The 17,225-nt window shown below is 38.6% G+C and carries 19 protein-coding genes; 7 read left to right on the forward strand and 12 right to left on the reverse strand.

The features are described 5' to 3' along the window. The first annotated feature begins 52 nt into the window (after positions 1-52). The 3 genes from ABC371_RS20245 (at position 53) to ABC371_RS20255 (ending at position 2,143) form a co-directional block, all read left to right on the forward strand. Positions 53-673 carry a DUF2238 domain-containing protein gene (locus tag ABC371_RS20245; protein ID WP_412898445.1) on the forward strand — a complete coding sequence of 207 codons (621 nt, stop codon included), beginning with the start codon at positions 53-55 and terminating at the stop codon, positions 671-673. A gap of 55 nt (positions 674-728) precedes the next feature. Then, on the forward strand, positions 729-893 hold the full coding sequence (locus ABC371_RS20250) for a hypothetical protein (RefSeq protein ID WP_412898446.1): 165 nt from the start codon (positions 729-731) through the stop codon (positions 891-893). A gap of 152 nt (positions 894-1,045) precedes the next feature. Further along, a complete protein-coding gene (locus tag ABC371_RS20255) occupies positions 1,046-2,143 on the forward strand; it encodes a DUF4236 domain-containing protein (protein WP_412898447.1) in 1,098 nt (365 codons plus the stop codon). Between the two features lie 285 nt (positions 2,144-2,428). On the opposite strand, the gene ABC371_RS20260 is transcribed toward ABC371_RS20255, so the two are convergent. Both ABC371_RS20260 and ABC371_RS20265 read right to left on the reverse strand, forming a co-directional pair. Then, positions 2,429-2,599 carry a YvrJ family protein gene (locus ABC371_RS20260; protein ID WP_412899406.1) on the reverse strand — a complete coding sequence of 57 codons (171 nt, stop codon included), beginning with the start codon at positions 2,597-2,599 and terminating at the stop codon, positions 2,429-2,431. Between the two features lie 63 nt (positions 2,600-2,662). Next, positions 2,663-2,917, reverse strand: coding sequence for a DUF2922 domain-containing protein (locus tag ABC371_RS20265; RefSeq protein WP_412898448.1), 255 nt, complete (start codon positions 2,915-2,917; stop codon positions 2,663-2,665). Here ABC371_RS20265 and ABC371_RS20270 point away from each other — a divergent pair. Next, a complete protein-coding gene (locus tag ABC371_RS20270; protein WP_412898449.1) occupies positions 2,910-3,308 on the forward strand; it encodes a hypothetical protein in 399 nt (132 codons plus the stop codon). The two genes, ABC371_RS20265 and ABC371_RS20270, sit on opposite strands and share 8 nt — an antisense overlap. A gap of 127 nt (positions 3,309-3,435) precedes the next feature. On the opposite strand, the gene ABC371_RS20275 is transcribed toward ABC371_RS20270, so the two are convergent. Both ABC371_RS20275 and ABC371_RS20280 read right to left on the reverse strand, forming a co-directional pair. Beyond that, complete coding sequence (locus ABC371_RS20275; RefSeq protein WP_412898450.1) at positions 3,436-4,308, reverse strand: phosphorothioated DNA-binding restriction endonuclease; 873 nt, start codon at positions 4,306-4,308, stop codon at positions 3,436-3,438. A 425-nt stretch (positions 4,309-4,733) separates the two neighbouring features. Further along, on the reverse strand, positions 4,734-5,936 hold the full coding sequence (locus ABC371_RS20280; RefSeq protein ID WP_412898451.1) for an iron-containing alcohol dehydrogenase: 1,203 nt from the start codon (positions 5,934-5,936) through the stop codon (positions 4,734-4,736). A 372-nt stretch (positions 5,937-6,308) separates the two neighbouring features. Between ABC371_RS20280 and ABC371_RS20285 the strand changes: the two genes are divergently transcribed. After that, the gene (locus tag ABC371_RS20285) at positions 6,309-6,773 is read left to right on the forward strand and encodes a DUF2663 family protein (protein ID WP_412898452.1); all 465 of its coding nucleotides are present in this window, start codon (positions 6,309-6,311) and stop codon (positions 6,771-6,773) included. A gap of 177 nt (positions 6,774-6,950) precedes the next feature. On the opposite strand, the gene ABC371_RS20290 is transcribed toward ABC371_RS20285, so the two are convergent. The 3 genes from ABC371_RS20290 to ABC371_RS20300 form a co-directional block, all read right to left on the reverse strand. Continuing rightward, complete coding sequence (locus ABC371_RS20290) at positions 6,951-7,247, reverse strand: DUF6904 family protein (protein WP_412898453.1); 297 nt, start codon at positions 7,245-7,247, stop codon at positions 6,951-6,953. A gap of 150 nt (positions 7,248-7,397) precedes the next feature. Continuing rightward, positions 7,398-8,432 (reverse strand): cytochrome d ubiquinol oxidase subunit II, encoded by a 1,035-nt coding sequence (locus ABC371_RS20295; protein WP_412898454.1) that lies wholly within the window; start codon positions 8,430-8,432, stop codon positions 7,398-7,400. Between the two features lie 12 nt (positions 8,433-8,444). Further along, positions 8,445-9,806, reverse strand: a complete 1,362-nt coding sequence (locus tag ABC371_RS20300; protein WP_412898455.1) for a cytochrome ubiquinol oxidase subunit I — start codon at positions 9,804-9,806, stop codon at positions 8,445-8,447. Between the two features lie 189 nt (positions 9,807-9,995). On the opposite strand from ABC371_RS20300, the gene ABC371_RS20305 reads away from it, so the two are divergent. Then, positions 9,996-11,312, forward strand: coding sequence for a short-chain fatty acid transporter (locus ABC371_RS20305; RefSeq protein WP_412898456.1), 1,317 nt, complete (start codon positions 9,996-9,998; stop codon positions 11,310-11,312). 42 nt (positions 11,313-11,354) lie between these two features. Here the strand turns inward: ABC371_RS20305 and ABC371_RS20310 are convergent, their stop codons facing one another. Beyond that, a complete protein-coding gene (locus ABC371_RS20310) occupies positions 11,355-11,801 on the reverse strand; it encodes a DUF6376 family protein (RefSeq protein ID WP_412898457.1) in 447 nt (148 codons plus the stop codon). 184 nt (positions 11,802-11,985) lie between these two features. On the opposite strand from ABC371_RS20310, the gene ABC371_RS20315 reads away from it, so the two are divergent. Continuing rightward, on the forward strand, positions 11,986-12,180 hold the full coding sequence (locus ABC371_RS20315) for a hypothetical protein (RefSeq protein ID WP_412898458.1): 195 nt from the start codon (positions 11,986-11,988) through the stop codon (positions 12,178-12,180). Positions 12,181-12,278: 98 nt separating this feature from the next. Here the strand turns inward: ABC371_RS20315 and ABC371_RS20320 are convergent, their stop codons facing one another. The 4 genes from ABC371_RS20320 to ABC371_RS20335 all read right to left on the reverse strand — a co-directional run bounded on the left by ABC371_RS20320 (position 12,279) and on the right by ABC371_RS20335 (position 17,196). Continuing rightward, positions 12,279-12,977, reverse strand: coding sequence for a polysaccharide deacetylase family protein (locus tag ABC371_RS20320; protein ID WP_412898459.1), 699 nt, complete (start codon positions 12,975-12,977; stop codon positions 12,279-12,281). A gap of 132 nt (positions 12,978-13,109) precedes the next feature. After that, positions 13,110-13,310, reverse strand: a complete 201-nt coding sequence (locus tag ABC371_RS20325) for a cold-shock protein (RefSeq protein ID WP_136381765.1) — start codon at positions 13,308-13,310, stop codon at positions 13,110-13,112. 241 nt (positions 13,311-13,551) lie between these two features. Continuing rightward, a complete protein-coding gene (locus ABC371_RS20330) occupies positions 13,552-15,189 on the reverse strand; it encodes a S8 family peptidase (RefSeq protein ID WP_412898460.1) in 1,638 nt (545 codons plus the stop codon). A 441-nt stretch (positions 15,190-15,630) separates the two neighbouring features. Further along, positions 15,631-17,196: an FAD-dependent oxidoreductase gene (locus ABC371_RS20335; protein WP_412898461.1), complete on the reverse strand. Its 1,566-nt coding sequence runs from the start codon at positions 17,194-17,196 to the stop codon at positions 15,631-15,633. Between the last annotated feature and the right edge of the window lie 29 nt (positions 17,197-17,225).

The following is a 17,225-nucleotide window of genomic DNA, read 5'->3' on the forward strand; positions in this document are numbered from 1 at the left end:
CTTTGTATTGAAATACTAATAAGTAAAATCCCTTTTATCCGGAGTGAAACCATTGAAGAGAGAAAAAAATAGCACGAGAATACACATTATCCTTCTATTCATCGTCCTTTCTGTACTGGTTTGGTCGGGAATAAAACCTGACACATATAGAGATTGGGCTTTAGAAGTAATTCCGGCAGTTATTGGTCTAGTTATTCTACTATTAACATACAATAAATTCCGGTTTACAACCTTAGCCTATGTGATTATTGCAATACTTTGCATTCTTACGTTTGTTGGCGGTCATTATACTTATGCTAAAGTGCCTCTTTTTAATTGGATTAAAGAGGAATTCCATCTAAACCGGAATCACTATGATCGGTTTGGACATTTTCTAAAAGGGCTGTTAGCAATTGTCATTAGAGAAATCATAATAAGGAAAACCGAATTGAAGAAAGGTTTTTGGGTAATAACTTTTGTTTTAAGTGCTTCCTTAGCAATTTCAGCCCTATATGAAATTATTGAGTGGTTGGTTTCTAAAATAGCACATGGAGGAAAGGCTGCGAGAGACTTCTTAGGTACTCAGGGTGATATATGGGATACTCAATGGGATATGTCTTTAAGCTTTATAGGAGCAATTCTTGCATTACTTATTTTCAGCAAATACCATAACCGTCTTATTAATAAATTGTAAAAATCATGATAGCTTCATATAGAGAACATACTAACAAAAGAAAGGAGGAGCAACCGTGACAGATAAGAAAAACATTCAAAACAAATCGAAAAACAATTCTACTCGAAATGAGTATAAAGAAGAAGTAAGTATGGAAATGCTTGCCGAACGCGCTCTAGCTGAAACCCTTCGTGAAGGCGGTGCGTTTTCCCGAAAGAACGATGATCGTTTTAAAATATAAGGTAGAATAACACATGAAACTCACCCTTAATGGTGAGTTTTCCTGTTTTTTCTCTCTTTCTGCTTCCAAAAAGCGTTACACCCGTGGTATATTCTCCTAACCTTATTAATTCTTGGTATAATAAGTAAAAATAAGTTGTGGGGTGATGTAATATGGGGCTTAACTTTCGGAAAAGCTTTAAGATTGCACCCGGTGTGCGAGTAAATGTATCAAAACGTGGAGTTGGTGCTAGCTTTGGCGGGAAAGGTCTTCGCTATTCCATAAATTCGCGTGGTCAAAGAAGAGCAACTGCTGGCATTCCTGGAAGTGGTATTTATTATACAACCACTAGTTCGGGACGAAACTACCGCTCTAATGCGTATAAACAACATAATGAACTGAAAAAACAGCAACGTGAAGCTCAAAAACGACAGGAGATCGAATACAATCAGTATCAGGTGGAGCTTTTTGAGAATAAGCTTGAAATGATTAAGTCGATTCATAAGGAATGCGACACACATGTCGATTGGGAAGAAGTAAGACAGGCACCTCCACCCTTTCTACCTGGACAAACAGGACCGAATGAGACTATTGCAAGAAAAGCAGCAAACAACTATAAGCCTGGTTTTTTCGAAAAATTATTTAAACAAGACATGAAAAAAAGAGTAGCGTTACAATCTGCCATTGAAACCGGAAAGAAAAAGGACCAAGATGAATACGACGAATGGGAACATTTAGTTCAAATCGCTTCCAAGGTATTGGAAGGTGACCCTGATACCTATTTCCAAGTGTTAGAGGAATTTGCCCCGCTTGATGACTTAGCCGAATTTGGTAGTGGATTTGAATTTTTCATGGAGGATCCATCGTATCTTGAGGTTGAATTTGACGTCCATTCTTCTTCTGTCGTTCCAAATGAAATCTTATCATTAACGAAAACAGGTAAGCTTTCAAAAAGGGCCATGCCAAAAACCAAAAAGTTAGACATTGAACAGGATTATGTGTGTAGCTGTGTTCTTCGGATAGCTGGTGATCTATTTGCTTTATTACCTATCGATTATGTATATATTCACGCGAACGACGAACGACTCAATACCGTTACCGGGCATACAGAAAAGGAAACGATAGTATCAGCCAAAATAGATAAGGAAACTTTTAAGAGTTTAAATTTTGAAGCCATTGATTGTTCCGATTCGCTTAACAATTTTGAGCATAACATGAAGTTTTTAAAGACAAAAGGCTTCCAACCTGTTGAAAAGCTAGTAAAATCATAAAACCACAGAACAAAAGCGCAAGCGCCTTGATCAGCCCCGACAAGCATAAGACGAGCGCTGACAGAAGGCGCCTCTTGCCTTCCGAAGCGATTGGCTTATGACCTCGAGGGGCTAGGCGTTGGAGCTGGACTTGGATACACCCATTAAAAGTTATCCACAATGATAAATTTTATTATTTTCTAGACCATAAAAAAGTACAGAGTTCTGCATCTTCACTGCAAGGACTCTGTACGAGTAATCCTCATAACGGATCAATTTTGCTCTTGCATTTCAGGTACCTCATTTCTACGATATACTTTTCTTCGTCTCATACGGTGGGGCGGCCTTCATGCTTTGTGGCAGCATTTGAATGCCGTCAATGAGACTATCAAGCTTCCTTTCAATCCGGTGCAAAAGATAGAATGTCACGACGACAGGAAAGCCAACCTCTTGAATTAAAGGCAGTAGCTGCTCCACCATACCTCCTCCTTTCATTAAAAATATAGAGCCAGCTCCCTAGTAGAGAGTTGGCCCATTTCCTTACATTTCCACTGTTTCAACATTACGCTCGACAACGCGTGCGCCTTTTTTCTCGACAATCGCACCACCAGGTGTAAGAAACACATTTGTTGATATAATGAGATCCATTGCAGTGGAAACCGCTGCCAACAAACGAGTGAAGGCTACCGGGTAGAGAACGGTGCTTCGTTGTCTAGCGATGAAGACAAATCGAGTTGTCCAAATTGGGCAGACGATGTGTTCAACTTGGACAGACGATGTGCCCAAAATGAGCAAAGCAATACCAGAGATTTCTACAGAGATTACTACAAAGAATTCATCAGAGACTTCTTCTTCTTCGAAACTAGCAAATGCCAAAGAAGAAAAGTCACTTCTTTTTTTAAATTTAAGTGGAAATGGAAAAATCGGAAACAATTCTGCGGAAAATGAAAAAACATGGTGGGTTAAATTTTCTAGCAAACTTGTCCAAAAGGCTATAAAACTGGGAGTAGAAAATAATTTACACAGATGTAATTACAAAGCTGTTGCACTAAGAAACTTGAAGATAAGATGCTATAAGACTCTTGATAAAACGCTTGACATACGCCTTGCCCATAAGAGCCAAAAGCATCAGCAAACCATAATAAAAACCAATCCAGTATCACTTCATTCTGGATTGGCTCCATGAAAACTCATAACCTGACAAATCTATATTTGAGTTGGATTAAGGCGAAGGTAATACTATGTAAGAATAGTGCTAGAGCTTACTGCAAAGAAGCCGAATTGAATATTATTCAAGTTCCTCGACTTTTAGATTAACTTATAATATATCTTTCGGGTCCTCGGAAAACCTCCCGTATATGCCAGCCCAAAAAAGCAGTATCCGGATTGTAATAAGTCTCTATCGGCTCTCTTATTATCTCACCATGATATTTCATTAACCATCCATCAAACCCATGAGTTCCGTGCGCTTCCTGGGATACAATCATTTGCCTATTATCTAATATTGTGAATACTCCTCTATCAAACAACTTATGGTGAAGTGAACATAGCGCGATTCCATTGTTTTCGGAATCTGGTCCTCCAGCTTGATGCCATTTAATATGAGCTGCTTCTACACCAACTAATGTATGTGCTAAACGAACGTTAAATCCGCATACAGCACAACTATAGCCATATGCTCTTAAAATTTTCTCTCTAAATTTTGGATCTCGTTTTCTCTTAGCACTATATTCTAAATCTAAACCTACTGCAGCTAAAATATCTTCATGAATTGTATCCGGAAAATGTTTTTCCAAAATTATTTGGGCCATCTTAGAAATTAGTGATGGATCCACTTTTAATAAATCGACTACTTCACTTGTAAATCCACCTTTAATATCATTCTGTAACAAAGTCTTATTTGAAGGATCGCTTTTATTTACTTCTTTATTTAGTTGCCATATTCCATCTCTTGTCAATCTAACAAATGGTTCTTCAGGATGATAAGACTTTCGAATTGGCCCAAAATCAACCAATAATTGTGTCAACTTTGGCTTAATTTCTTCATAAAGAAACATATTGGATTTCTTTGATTGGAACTCACCCAATGCTAACAATATTAATAATGGTTTATGCGGGGCACGTTGGCCGCCTTTTTTCCATATGGATAGGTTTTCTATTTTATTTATCAGTTCGTTCTTTTTCATGGCATAAGCTCGTTTCAATTAATCTGTTTAACGTAAAACTGTTATGATTTCATTACGGTTCCGAATTTGTTCAAGTAAAGCCTGTCTATCAGCATTTGGCTATCCCGCACAAATTTGAGAGATCTTCTTGTCACCGTAAATATGTATGAGGAAAGAAGTTTTCTAGCCTCTTCTGTATCAATGGTTCCTTACCAATGTGGTATTTTTCTCATATCTAGATTAGCAAGATCCTTCTTTAATTTTTTTGAAGTAATTTCTTAGTATACCCCTGCTTAAGCATGGAGTCACCTCGTAAATTTTTATCTTTTGTTAAATAGTTTCCATTCTCGTGTCGAAAAATCCTTCTTTTAGTCCTAAAAATAATAAGAATGTAGTGATATGAAATAAAAAAACTTGTTCAGAGGCCGTGAACTAGTTTTTTGAGATTACTTTATCGATTCATTCATACCTTCACTCATATCATAATCAAAACAAAGTTGGTATAATTCAATAATTTCTTCTTCAATAGGAATTCTTGGATTGTTCGAAGGGCTCCCACTTGCAAGAGCATCTTTCGCCATTTTTCCTACTACTTTGTCTAATTCTTGTTTGTTGATCCCCCACTCCTTCATGTTAGGGATATTCAAATTCAGACAAAGTTTCTTTATTTCTTGTACAACCATATTTGCTATTTCTTCATTAGAATAACTGCGTAACTCTGGTTTAATAAACAGTCCAATATCAGCTAACCTATTAATGCATGCTGGTTTACTATATTCCAAAATGGCCGGTAGCAGCATGGCATTTGAAACTCCATGCGGGACATGAAAGATGGCTCCTATCGGTCTAGACATTCCATGAACTAAACAAACAGATGCATTTGAAAATGCGATACCCGCCTTTAAGGCCCCTAATGACATTTTTTCTCTCGCTGCTATATGATTTCCATTCTTATATACTTCTTCAATATTTTCGTAAATCAATTTGATTGCGGATAAAGCAAGGGTGTCTGTAAATGGATGTGCACGTCTTGAAATGTATGCTTCTATGGCGTGAGTGAGGGCATCTACCCCAGTTGCTGAAGTGATATGTTTAGGAGATGAAAGTGTGAGTTTAGGATCAACAATTGCTACTTCTGGTAAAAACATCGGTTGTTTAATCATCATTTTTACATCAGTACTTGTATTTGTTATGACTGTAACATCTGTTGCTTCAGAGCCAGTACCTGCAGTGGTTGGAATGGCAATTAGAGGAATCGCCTTTTTATCAAGAATTTTTTTATTCCCCATAAAATCACTGATATCTCCACCATTCGTTGCCAAAACCGCAACAGCTTTTCCAGTGTCAATACAGCTACCCCCACCTAATGCAATGATGACGTCACAATTATTTTGTATACATATTTCCAGGGCTTCATTTACAAATAGATCAGTCGGTTCGGAATCTATTCCTAAATAGGTTGAACAAAGAATCCCTTCTTCATTTAACATTTTTTTGCATTGATCGACATAACCAAGATTGTCCATAATCTTGTCACTGATGACTAGAGCGCTGGTTCCAAGTTTCCTAGTTTCAGCCCCTAATTGTTTAAAGGATCCATTTCCATAAAAAATGGCTCTAGGCATATAAACACTTGATATTGAATTCATAACTTCCCCTCCCTAGTTACGTATTTCTTTCTTAAAATTGTTGGACTAATTGCAACGTCCATTTTTCCTTTCCAGTTTCACCTATTAATAATTTTATTCAACATTAATTATTTAAAGACTACTAGTTTTGGTTTTGACATCTCTGTGACTGCGTATCATGGCCATTCCCACTTTCTTTAAATGCAACATTTAGCATATGTTTTCACTTCGACAGCTTTCATGATTGGTAGTTATTTTCCATATTCGCATCGAAAAATCCTGCTTATTCAATCACTTCACAGGAAGCTTGTCATATTCCTACTGAACTAAAAATAAAATGTACCAAACGAATAGATTTGTGGATGAATTAAAGTTCATGTAAGGGGGAGTACAATGTCAGATAATAGTTTTTCAGCACCTTGGCATCAGGAAGGAACTAGTATATCAAGGGCTGATGGAGATTCACTGGATCGATTACTTGATTTTAACGAAAAGCATAATAGAAAAAAAACGATGCATAGATTTTTCTTGTATACGTTAATTGGATATGCCTTCTACACAATTATTAAGTATTTCGTATACACCCCATTTTCGTTTGGAAATTCTGCATTTTTTGAAATGCTGTTTTCAAATAAACATATAGCTAGGGACTTATTTTTAGGCGCAGTGTTATACTTCACTTCAAAATTCACCTTTGATTTAAAAGAAAAAGCGAAAGATGAATATCACTCCCTACGAAATGAAATTGTTGATTTATCTAATAAGGAATGGGTAAAAAAATATGATAATAAAACAAATCAAGAGATCTATGAATATGTGAAAAAACATGATATAAAAATAAATCATAAAACAAAGTAGATTATAAGAAAGGCTGCTTCTCCCACGTTTTAGACCATTGGGTAGGCAGCCTTTTGTGTACAATACCCCACACCTCAATATATCCCCTTCGCTTTTGGAAGTGTTTTCCTCACAGGAGAATTGTCCCCCCTCATACTTTTAGTAGTAAAAAGGAGGAGAAAAATGTTAAACAGAGTGTCAGAGCCGTTTTCTCGTGTGATTCAGCGGTATTCGCCTGATGCGTTTGCTATTTCTGTGTTGATGATCTTGTTTGTCTTTGTCTTGGTCTTGGCCTTGGCCTTTTTTACGACTCCTGCTAATTAGTGAATGATATTTCATCATCTCTGTTGTTATGCCATTATCTTTTAAATTGAATTCTCTATCCCCTAATAAGGAATGGCGGATATCGTAGCATAACTCCATGGCGCGTAAACGCGCACTCTTATAAATAAGATATTCTCCATCTTCCCCTACAATTGCATGTAGGGCATCCATCGTTCAATTAATTCGTCCACCTTATATTTTATGGTCGTCATAAGGTCTCTATCTCAAAAAGGTGGCTGTCCCATAATGGAATAAAGTAAATCCTTACACTGCGACGGTTCTTGTGGTCCCCAGGGACCGGAAGAACCGTCCCTTTGGTCCCTATTTAGCTTTCTGTAAGTATTTTTTATCTTTCATAAAGATGGTCCAGAAATAGATAAATCCAGGAAATAGAATAGCAAATCCAATAATATAGGTTGTAAAAACAGCTCGGAATGAATTTGGATCGGTAAAAGCCGATTCAATCGTAATATCTGGATAGATGATATAGGGTAAGTGTGCTTTACCATAAACGTAACTAGCAACCAAATATTGAATCGTTATCGCGATTACAGATATTCTTGGCATTCCACGTACTCCTTTTTCAAAAAAAGATGGAAGAAATAAGCCTAATCCTCCAATTAAAAATAATCCTACTGATAAAAGGAGTAGAGGAAGGTCCTCGATCATCCGAGCATATAGCCAGGGTGCCTCATCTTTTAACGTGAACATAATGAAGAAAGCCATGACTAAGGATAAAGGTCCTAATATTTGTCCATCTCTTAGGTACACCTTATATGCCTCCATTTCCTTTGATACCTTCGAATAGTCCGCTAATAATAATGAGGATAAGAACAATGTACTGGTAATTGCAAACCCTATAAAAGCATACTCATTGGGGCTTGTAAAAAGGGTTTGTAGGTTTAAATTAGCCGTCCCATTCTCATAATCAATGTAGTGCCCATGAGTGATAGGTAGGACGCTAATTAATATTCCGGGTATTATAATACCCGTAATCCCTGATATATAAGTTAACGGTTTCCGGTATTCCGTAGCAATATTCGAAAATACCAAAAACGCACTCCGTAGTGCTAATAAAAGTAAAATCATACTTCCTGGTAGTATAAGAATGGTCCCTAATGTATAGGTTGCGTTCGGAAAAAGGCTATATATAGCTACTACTAACGCAACGATAAATGTGTTTGTTACTTCCCACGTAGGGGATAGATAACGGTTTGCAATGTTAGTAGCACTTACGTTGTCTCGATTTAAATAAATCATCGACCAAAAACCTGCTCCAAAATCCATTGTTGCCATGACAGCATAGATAAACACAAATCCCCATAGAACAGTAATAGCAATAAGAGCATCAGCCATGTTGACTTCCTCCTAAGAATTTGAACCGAATAAAGGAATACCTTTTTTTTCAGCTCTATTGAAATCATCAAACACTGTATTCTTTTTAAAATAGTACAAAAGAACGGAAACAACCGATATCCCTAATATAAGGTAGACACTAAAGAATAATAAGGAAAGAATCCCCAGGTTTGATGCCGTAGTTGCAGCATCAGCCGTTTTTAATACGTGATAAATAACCCATGGTTGACGGCCGGTACAAGCGAAAATCCAACCGCTTTCGATTGCAACAATTGCTAGTGGTCCTGTAAAAACCATGATCCAAAGGTAGATTTTTGGAAATCGTTTTTTCTTTAATGTTTTTTTCCATATCAGTCCAAATAAAGAAATAAGAATGAGTAGAGAACCAATTCCAACCATTACATTAAAAAGAGTGTGAATAAATAATGGGGGCCATAGCTCTTCAGGAAAATCATTTAATCCGACAACGACTGTATCAAAGCTATTCCCAGCTAGAAAGCTTAAAGCCCAAGGTATTTCTACGGCCCATTTCACTTCTTCTGTTTCCCTATCAGTAAAACCTCCAATTGCTAAAGGGGCATGTGATTGAGTATCAAACAGACCTTCAGCAGCAGCAAGTTTTTCAGGTTGATATCTATGTAAGTATTGCGCTGATTCATGCCCATTAATAGCCGTTAGAAAAGAAAAAATACCGCCAACGACAAGACTGATCATTAATGCTTTTTGATGGAACAAATATAGTCTTGATCCATATTTATTTCTTAACATTTTGTATGCAGAGACAGAACCTACTACAAATGCACCAACGACATAGGCTGATAATGCAACATGTAAAGCAGTGACAAAAAAGCTTGGATTAAAAAAGGCAGCCCATGGATCAATATCTACAAATTGACCATTTTCATAACGAAATCCTGCTGGGGTTCCTTGAAACGCATGAACATTTGTAATTAATACTGCAGATGCAAGTGCACCTAAAGCGACTAACATTAAACTGACAATCCTCATCCATGGGGCTATTCGTTCTGCAGCATACACATAAATGGACATAAAAAGAGCTTCAACAAAGAAAGCGTAAATTTCAATTTGAAAAGGAAGTGGCATAACACGTCCAACAACCTCCATGAAACCTGGCCATAATAAAGAAAGCTGAACACCTGCTATGGTGCCTGTCGGAATACCAACTCCAAGTAGAACCGCAAAAGCTTTAGTCCAACGCTTTGCCATCACAACATATTCATAGTTCTTCGTTTTCTGATATATTAGCTCCGCAGTAAGAATCATAAAAGGTAACCCAACACCAATTGTTGCAAATATGATATGAAATGCCATTGTTGTTCCGAATAAGGATCGTGCTATAAATAACTCATCCATAAACCCTTACATCCCTTCCCAATTTTTCCATCTAACGTATTTTCTTCTTGAATGGGGAAAAATATGTAAGGAATAATCGTAAATTCCAAACATGAATATGCTTTTAAAGGACAACGCGTTTTCTCCATTTTAACCAGGCATATTAAAATCCCCTCCCTCATACCTTTTGTAGTAAAAGGAGGGGAAAACATGTTAAACAGGGTGTCAGAACGCTTTTCTCGTGTGATTCAGCGGTATTTGCCGGATGCATTTGTTATTGCTGTGTTGATGACATTGTTTGTATTTGTCTTGGCCTTTTTTACGGCCCCTGCTGATCCGATGAATTTGTTTCAGTCGTATGGAGATGGATTTTGGACTTATTTAGCTTTTACAATGCAGATGGTACTCTTGCTTATGACGGGGATGGTGCTCGCTTCGGTTCCATTTGTCCGGAGAGGCTTAGAGGCTATTTCAGCTAAAGCTAATACGGCAACAAAGGCCTATTTATTTACGTTTTTGATTTCTGCTGCTGCGTATTACATTAACTGGGGACTTGCAGTTGTTGTTGGTGCCATCGTTGCTCGTGAAGTCGGAAAACGAAATATGAATGCCCACTTTCCACTTTTGGTCGCATGTGCCTACGCACCTACCGTACTTTATACAGCAGGACTTTCCAGCTCCATCCTTCTAACAATCGCTACAGAAAATCACTTTCTAGCTGATGTAATGGGTGTTATCCCAACCTCAGAAACGATCTTCCACCCGGGTACGATTATCATTTTCTTTACACTACTTATTACCATTCCTATTTTTATTCTACTCATGGCGCCGAAAAAGAATATCATCCCATATACGGCAAAACAAGAAAAGCCACAGGTAGAGATGGTATCAAATGATGAAAAGAACTCGCCTGCCATACGGTTAGAAAACACACCTATTTTGGGAATTTTAATTGGTTTAGTTGGAATCATTTATGTGTTGCTACAGTTCTCAAAAAGTGTGGATTTAAACTTAAACCTTATTAATATTCTATTCTTATCACTGGGCTTGATTTTCCATCGTTCGCTTGGCCAATACGGAAAGGCTTTTAAAGAAGCAGCCGGTTCCATCTCCCCTATTATTCTACAATTTCCATTCTACGCGGGAATTATTGCACTACTAGGTAGCTCTGGGCTTGCAGATGCGATTATTACCGGTATGACATCGATTTCGAGCGCCGATTCATTTGGTGTGTTCACTTACTGGACCGCAGGACTCGTCAACATCCTTGCACCATCTGGTGGTGGCCAATGGGCACTTCAGGGACCACTTCAAGTTCCTGCCGGTATTGAGCTTGGTGCTGACCCAGCGGTTGTTGCCATGGCTGTAGGCTGGGGTGATGCATGGACGAATCTCATTCAACCATTCTGGGCGCTTCCGATTTTAAGTATTGTCGGACTGCATATCCGCCACATTATGGGATATTGTATTCTACTAAGTGTATGGATTGGGATTGTGACATCGATTTTGATTTATTTTGTGTATTAAAAAATAAGGCGCACCTTTTTATATAAAGATGCGCCTCGTTTTTTATTCACCTATTTGTTTAATCTGATCAATTGTATTGGTTACGTTCTGTAACGTTTGAAATACTTCACTATTTTCAAAAAGAGCTGGATCTATTTGTCCATTCTCGATATTTTCTAAAAACAGAGCAATACCTTCTTCTGCCTGTTGGTTATAATCTACGATTTGCTGATGAAGGTCTGCAGCCATTTCTGGTGGCTGTAGTTCGTTGAATGCTACCATATCCGTCTGAATTTCAGTTAGCATTGTCTCCAGATCGGCTCTAGCCTGCTCATCGGTAACCGCCTGTTCTGCCAGAGTTGGAGCCTCATTAATAAAGGTACTCACTTCATTGACATAATCCGTCGCTTCATTCACATATGTTACTGTATTATTAACATTCTCTAAGACGGAACAAGCGCCAAGAAAAAGCAACCCGATTAGAGAAAACACCAAAAAACCTTTCTTCAAATAATCCCCTCCGTTTTGTGTCCTACCTTTTATACGTTTTGAAACGTGAAAGGTTTCATATATCGGAATTGAGGAACCTTTTTCCAAAAAGGAGGGATTTGTTTCTTTTAGTCCCTTCTTTCTTATTAAACGAAAATAGATTATACTGGATTAACTACCATTTTTATAAAAGGAGGTCATTCCTATGACCGAGAATAATCAAACCGAAGCACCAAAAAAGAAAATCAGCCTGCAAGAAGCAATGAAGCAGCAGCTTGCAAATAAAAAGAACCAGTCCTCTACTGGTAAAGGAAAAATGAATGCAGACCTTTCAACAAAAAAGATGAAAAGCCAGCAAACAAAAAAACCTAGCAATACTCGCAGAAAAATGGGTGTTTAACAAGCAATCTGATGCCCGTACAACATAAAAAGGAAAAAGAACCAATTTATATAAATTTGGTTCTTTTTTATTACTTATTACAAGATAAGTGTGGTTTATCACAGCCCTTGAAGTTCATTAACGGTTACGAACGAATATCCTTCTTCCACTAATACTTGGATGACACCTTCAATTCCCGCTAGCACCTTATCAATATCATCGTACATTGGGTGAAGCAAAATGATGGATCCAGGTGTAATGTTTTCCTTAACATACTTTATTTTTTCTTCAGGAGTTGTGAAATAGCTATCCGGCTCTATATTCCACGTGATGGTGTTTATATTCTGTTTATGAAGGTAGTAAGGCATACCGACGAGCTTCTTGCCGTTTGGCGGGCGAAAATCAATTTGATCCTCAAACCCTGCATCACGAATGAGTTGATTCGTTTTGTCGATTTCTTCCTTTATATAAGAAGGTGATTTGAACACCATTCGGTTATGAGAATACGTATGATTCCCAACCTGATGACCCGCTTCCACGATTTTCTTTGCTTCTTCCGGGAATTTCTCCATATCTTGTCCAATTAAAAAGAATGTAGCCTTCACATCATACTTCTCCAATATCGGTAGGATCCCATTCACATTATCAGATGGACCATCATCGAATGTAAGAGCAACCACCTTTCGATCTGTATCAACTTGCTGTGTAAGCCCTCCAAATATCTGGAATGACCTTGAATTCATTAACCTATATGTACCAAATAACATAAGGAACATAAGCAAAATTACGAGACCACTAACCACAAATTTTCTTCTCATATATAACTTCCTTTTGGACCGCGGGGACGGTTCTAGTGGTTCCCAACGGAACCACAGGAACCGTCCCTCTGGTTACTACAAAAAAGAGGCATACCGAAAATCGGTACACCCCTTGGTTGTTAATGGCTACTATTACGCTTTTCTAACGTTAGATGCTTGAGGACCACGTTGTCCTTGTTCTACATCAAATGTTACACTTTGACCTTCGTCTAAAGATTTGAAGCCTTCGCCTTGGATAGCTGAGAAATGTACGAATACGTCTTCTCCACCTTCACGCTCGATGAATCCAAAACCTTTTTCTGCATTAAACCATTTAACTTTACCTTGTTCCATGTTAATTTGCCTCCTGGTGTGGCGATCCACACATTTGTTACTATCAGTGTTCAAATACCTTAGACGAAAAACAAAAATACATTCTTAATCTGAAAAAGAACAAAGATAATTCTTCTTAAGAATAACAGATATGATTATAAATAGCAAATATTATTTTTAGGCCGCGGGGACGGTTCTTGTGGCTCCAAATTTTCAAGAGCCACAGGAACCGTCCCTATGGCACCTATGACCCCTGTCGTCCCTAATAAATTCTAAACGTAGTTGAAGCGGTACTGCTTGAAAATCCGCTTTTTGATGCAGTTGCATCCAAGCGATAAGTTCCCGTTGCTGTTGAATAGTTTGTTCCAATTGACCAAGTGGCTACGCCTGATGAGTTTGTTGTTGCGGAGGATGTAACAGTTGTGCCATTTGGTCTTGTAATTTTAAAATTAACGGTTGCATTGGCAACCGCCGCCCCATTCGAATCTTTTACCGTGCTTGTGACATACACTGTTTCCCCACGGTAGTAATAGCTGTAGTTTGTTGATACTGCTGTGACTGTTTCTGTTGAGGATGGTGGTGGAGGTTCTGTACCACCGCCTCCAGATGCGGCAACAACTGCTGCATGAGCATCCACGATTCCATAGCCGTATTGCGTAAAGCTACCAGCCTCTTGTGCAGTATCACGCAAAATTTGTCTGGCTTGTGAGACTGAAATGTTCGGATTGGCCGCCCGTATTAAGCCCGCTACCCCAGCAACATGCGGCGTCGCCATCGATGTTCCGGATAAAGTGGCATATCGACTATTTGGATAAGTACTATAGATACTTGAGCCTGGTGCCATTAGCTCCAGACCAGATCCATAGTTAGAAAAGCTTGAGCGCGTTCCGCTTGAAGTTACAGATCCAACCGCAATTACACTACTATACGCTGCCGGATAGGAAATACTGGATGCACCATCATTACCTGACGCTGCTACCACAATGGTTCCCTGGGCAGTTGCAGTTTGAACTGCTTCATCCATGCTTTGATTATACCCACCGCCACCTAAAGACATATTAATGACATCTGCATCAATATCGGCAGCATATAAAATTCCCTGTGTGATTCCGTATAAAGAACCAGAGCCATCGTCACCTAAAACCTTCACAGGGATAAGAGTTGCATTTTGTATTACTCCTGAAACTGAGCCATAGCTCGCAATCGTTCCTGCCACATGGGTGCCGTGGCCTTGAACATCCATCGTCGTTCCACCTACAAAACTTCTACCTAAGCTAGTATTTACAAAGTTTGCTAGACTAGGGTGATTATGGTCAATCCCTGTATCCAATACAGCAACTTTAACCGCACTAGACCCATTCGTAATCGTCCAGGCTTGTGGCGCCTTAATCATGTCGTAATGCCATTTTTGATTTTGATGAACAGCTTGAATTGTGGCTGTTCCTTCAATGGCCATCATCTTATAGTTTTCTGAAATATATCTAACTTTGAAACCAAGATTCATTAACTCTTTGCGCAATTCATTTTTTGCAAGAGCGCTAGATTTGAAATTGTCTGGAGAGTATTTCACTAAGTAGACCAAGCCCATTTTGTCGACTACTTTTTTGTTGAAATTTTTGCTTATAAGTGGTTTGACTGAAGTATCTTCTACATGGAGAGTGTCAATGATTGAGAATCCCTTCGTTTTTAGGACATCTTCCTGTCCCTTAAGACTATCTGCACTTTGAATGGTGAGATCATTCTTTCCCTTTTGTTTCGGTTCAACCGAAACGATGAGTTCGCCTTCAACAAAATCTAAGTTCCCTTTCCCAACATTGTCTGGCTGATTGGCAAAGGTTACCCCCGCAAACATCGATAACATGAGTAAAAGAACGATTGAAAAACTAACTAACTTCTTCATTCACATACCTCCACTTTTTAGTTTGGTCAGACAAAAATTATGGTATTTGTAAACGGCACGCTCCCTTCTATGTATCATATCTACAGTTAAAAAGTAAAAAAGACATCTTTTGCTTTTTTACTTTGACTGCCGTGAATTATGTAATGGGAAAGTTTGGATTTAGAAGATTTGTTGAATTTCGTGGATAGAAAAGTGTAATGGACTCTGCCCTCCATTACACTACAATTTTTCAATCGCATACGTCAATATCGTTTGCAATATTCAGTTATTTGTTACCACAAAGTTTTTCTCACTCCAATGCTATACAAGCCCAAATATCTAAAACTGATAGTATAATAGTCTTTCATATTCATTCACCGCTGTTATGCATTAAAAGAGACCACGGGGACGGTTCTCGTGGTCCCCATTTTGGGGACCACAGGAACCGTCCCTATGGCTGGCCTAATAACCAGAATCCTCCGAGGTAAGGTTATCAAGCATTGTATAGTCGTATTGCTGTAATGGTTTTTCGGCTGGACCTTCGAGAACTTCACCCGTATAGGAGAACCTGGAACCATGACATGGGCAATCCCATGATTTTTCACCATTGTTCCAATGAACTTCACAGCCGACATGAGTACATGTTGTGTCCACGATGTAGAGCTTTCCGTTCTCATCTTTATACGCGCCTTTTCGATGGCCATCAATTGAGATGACCGCCCCTTCTCCATTTGGAATATCAGCCACATTTTTTTGTGGGATTTCCATTTTCCCTTGGATTAAGTGCTTGACGACTTTCGCATTGTTGACAAAGAAATTTTTCAGAGAAGGATGTGCATAGAAACGTGCCGGTGAGTACAAGTCACGATACGGGTTATTTCTTTTAAGGATGATATCTCTAAATAAAAGAGCAGCCGCTGTACTATTTGTCATACCCCATTTGCGAAACCCCGTTGCCACCAAAATATTAGGTTCACCCGTTGTGATTTCCCCAATATAAGGGATTTTGTCCAATGTTTGAAGATCTTGTGCCGACCAGCGATATTGAATATCTTCTAAGTCAAATACCTGTTCCCCAAACGAACCTAATGCATGGTAGTCTTCCATTGTGTCATTTCTTTCGCCAGTCTGATGGTCCCCCCCTGCAATTAAAATATAATCTTCACCATTTTTTGACGCGGTTCGAATCGAACGTTTCGGTTTATCCCCACTTATATACATGCCACCAGGATAATGTTCCTTTGCTTTTATAGCTACTATGTATGAACGTGTTGCTTTCATTCTTGCAGAATAAAGACCCGCGCCCTCATAAAATGGGAAATGAGAACAAGCGAGGACGAATCCGGCTTTAACCCGCTTGTTATTGCGAGTCAGAACTACTGGCTTTTCTCCTGTTTCAACATTTACGGCAACTGTATGTTCAAAGATGAGTCCACCTTTTTCTTTTATGATGTTAACAAGATGTGCTAAATATTTGACCGGATGGAATTGGGCTTGATTTTTCATGATCAGTGCGTTTTTCACTTCAATTTTAAAAGGAATACTGCCAACAAGTTCACCATCAATTCCTATTTTTTCATAGGCTTGTGCTTCCTTTTCCAGCTTTTGTGCATATTCGTCGGTTGTTGAGTAGATGATGGCATCTTGCCTGCTAAAATCACAATCAATTTGATGCTCGTTTACTGTTTTTTCGATGAATTGAATGGCGTCCGTGTTTGCTTCATAGTAAAGCCTTGCCGTGCTGTTCCCGAAATTCGTGATGAATTCATCATAGATGAGATCATGTTGTGCAGTTACCTTCGCGGTGGTGTGACCTGTTGTTCCATTGAGTAATTGGTCCGCCTCCAATACAGCAACTTTCAGTCCCTCATTTACTAATACATAAGCAGAGGTTAGGCCGGCAATCCCCCCACCCACAATCACTACATCAACTTCAAGATCCTCCTCAAGCGAAGAAAAGGTTGGAATGTCAACATCAACCCTCCATAACGGCTCAGGTGTTTCAGGAAGCTTCTTCTCATTTGCCACAATAAACCCTCATTTCCTAAAAAAGTAAT

This window comes from Bacillus jepli (genome assembly GCF_047238305.1).
Classification (GTDB): Bacteria; Bacillota; Bacilli; order Bacillales; family Bacillaceae_L; genus Ferdinandcohnia.

Excerpts from the sequence above, each read along its gene's own strand:
- ABC371_RS20290 (WP_412898453.1), bottom strand. The coding sequence starts at position 7,247 with ATGGATGCCCTACATGCAATTGTAGGGGAAGATGGAGAATATCTTATT.
- ABC371_RS20330 (WP_412898460.1), bottom strand. The coding sequence starts at position 15,189 with ATGAAGAAGTTAGTTAGTTTTTCAATCGTTCTTTTACTCATGTTATCG.
- ABC371_RS20305 (WP_412898456.1), top strand. The coding sequence starts at position 9,996 with ATGTTAAACAGGGTGTCAGAACGCTTTTCTCGTGTGATTCAGCGGTAT.
- ABC371_RS20320 (WP_412898459.1), bottom strand. The coding sequence starts at position 12,977 with ATGAGAAGAAAATTTGTGGTTAGTGGTCTCGTAATTTTGCTTATGTTC.
- ABC371_RS20270 (WP_412898449.1), top strand. The coding sequence starts at position 2,910 with ATGAGCAAAGCAATACCAGAGATTTCTACAGAGATTACTACAAAGAAT.
- ABC371_RS20325 (WP_136381765.1), bottom strand. The coding sequence starts at position 13,310 with ATGGAACAAGGTAAAGTTAAATGGTTTAATGCAGAAAAAGGTTTTGGA.
- ABC371_RS20315 (WP_412898458.1), top strand. The coding sequence starts at position 11,986 with ATGACCGAGAATAATCAAACCGAAGCACCAAAAAAGAAAATCAGCCTG.
- ABC371_RS20285 (WP_412898452.1), top strand. The coding sequence starts at position 6,309 with ATGTCAGATAATAGTTTTTCAGCACCTTGGCATCAGGAAGGAACTAGT.
- ABC371_RS20280 (WP_412898451.1), bottom strand. The coding sequence starts at position 5,936 with ATGAATTCAATATCAAGTGTTTATATGCCTAGAGCCATTTTTTATGGA.
- ABC371_RS20300 (WP_412898455.1), bottom strand. The coding sequence starts at position 9,806 with ATGGATGAGTTATTTATAGCACGATCCTTATTCGGAACAACAATGGCA.
- ABC371_RS20275 (WP_412898450.1), bottom strand. The coding sequence starts at position 4,308 with ATGAAAAAGAACGAACTGATAAATAAAATAGAAAACCTATCCATATGG.
- ABC371_RS20295 (WP_412898454.1), bottom strand. The coding sequence starts at position 8,432 with ATGGCTGATGCTCTTATTGCTATTACTGTTCTATGGGGATTTGTGTTT.
- ABC371_RS20255 (WP_412898447.1), top strand. The coding sequence starts at position 1,046 with ATGGGGCTTAACTTTCGGAAAAGCTTTAAGATTGCACCCGGTGTGCGA.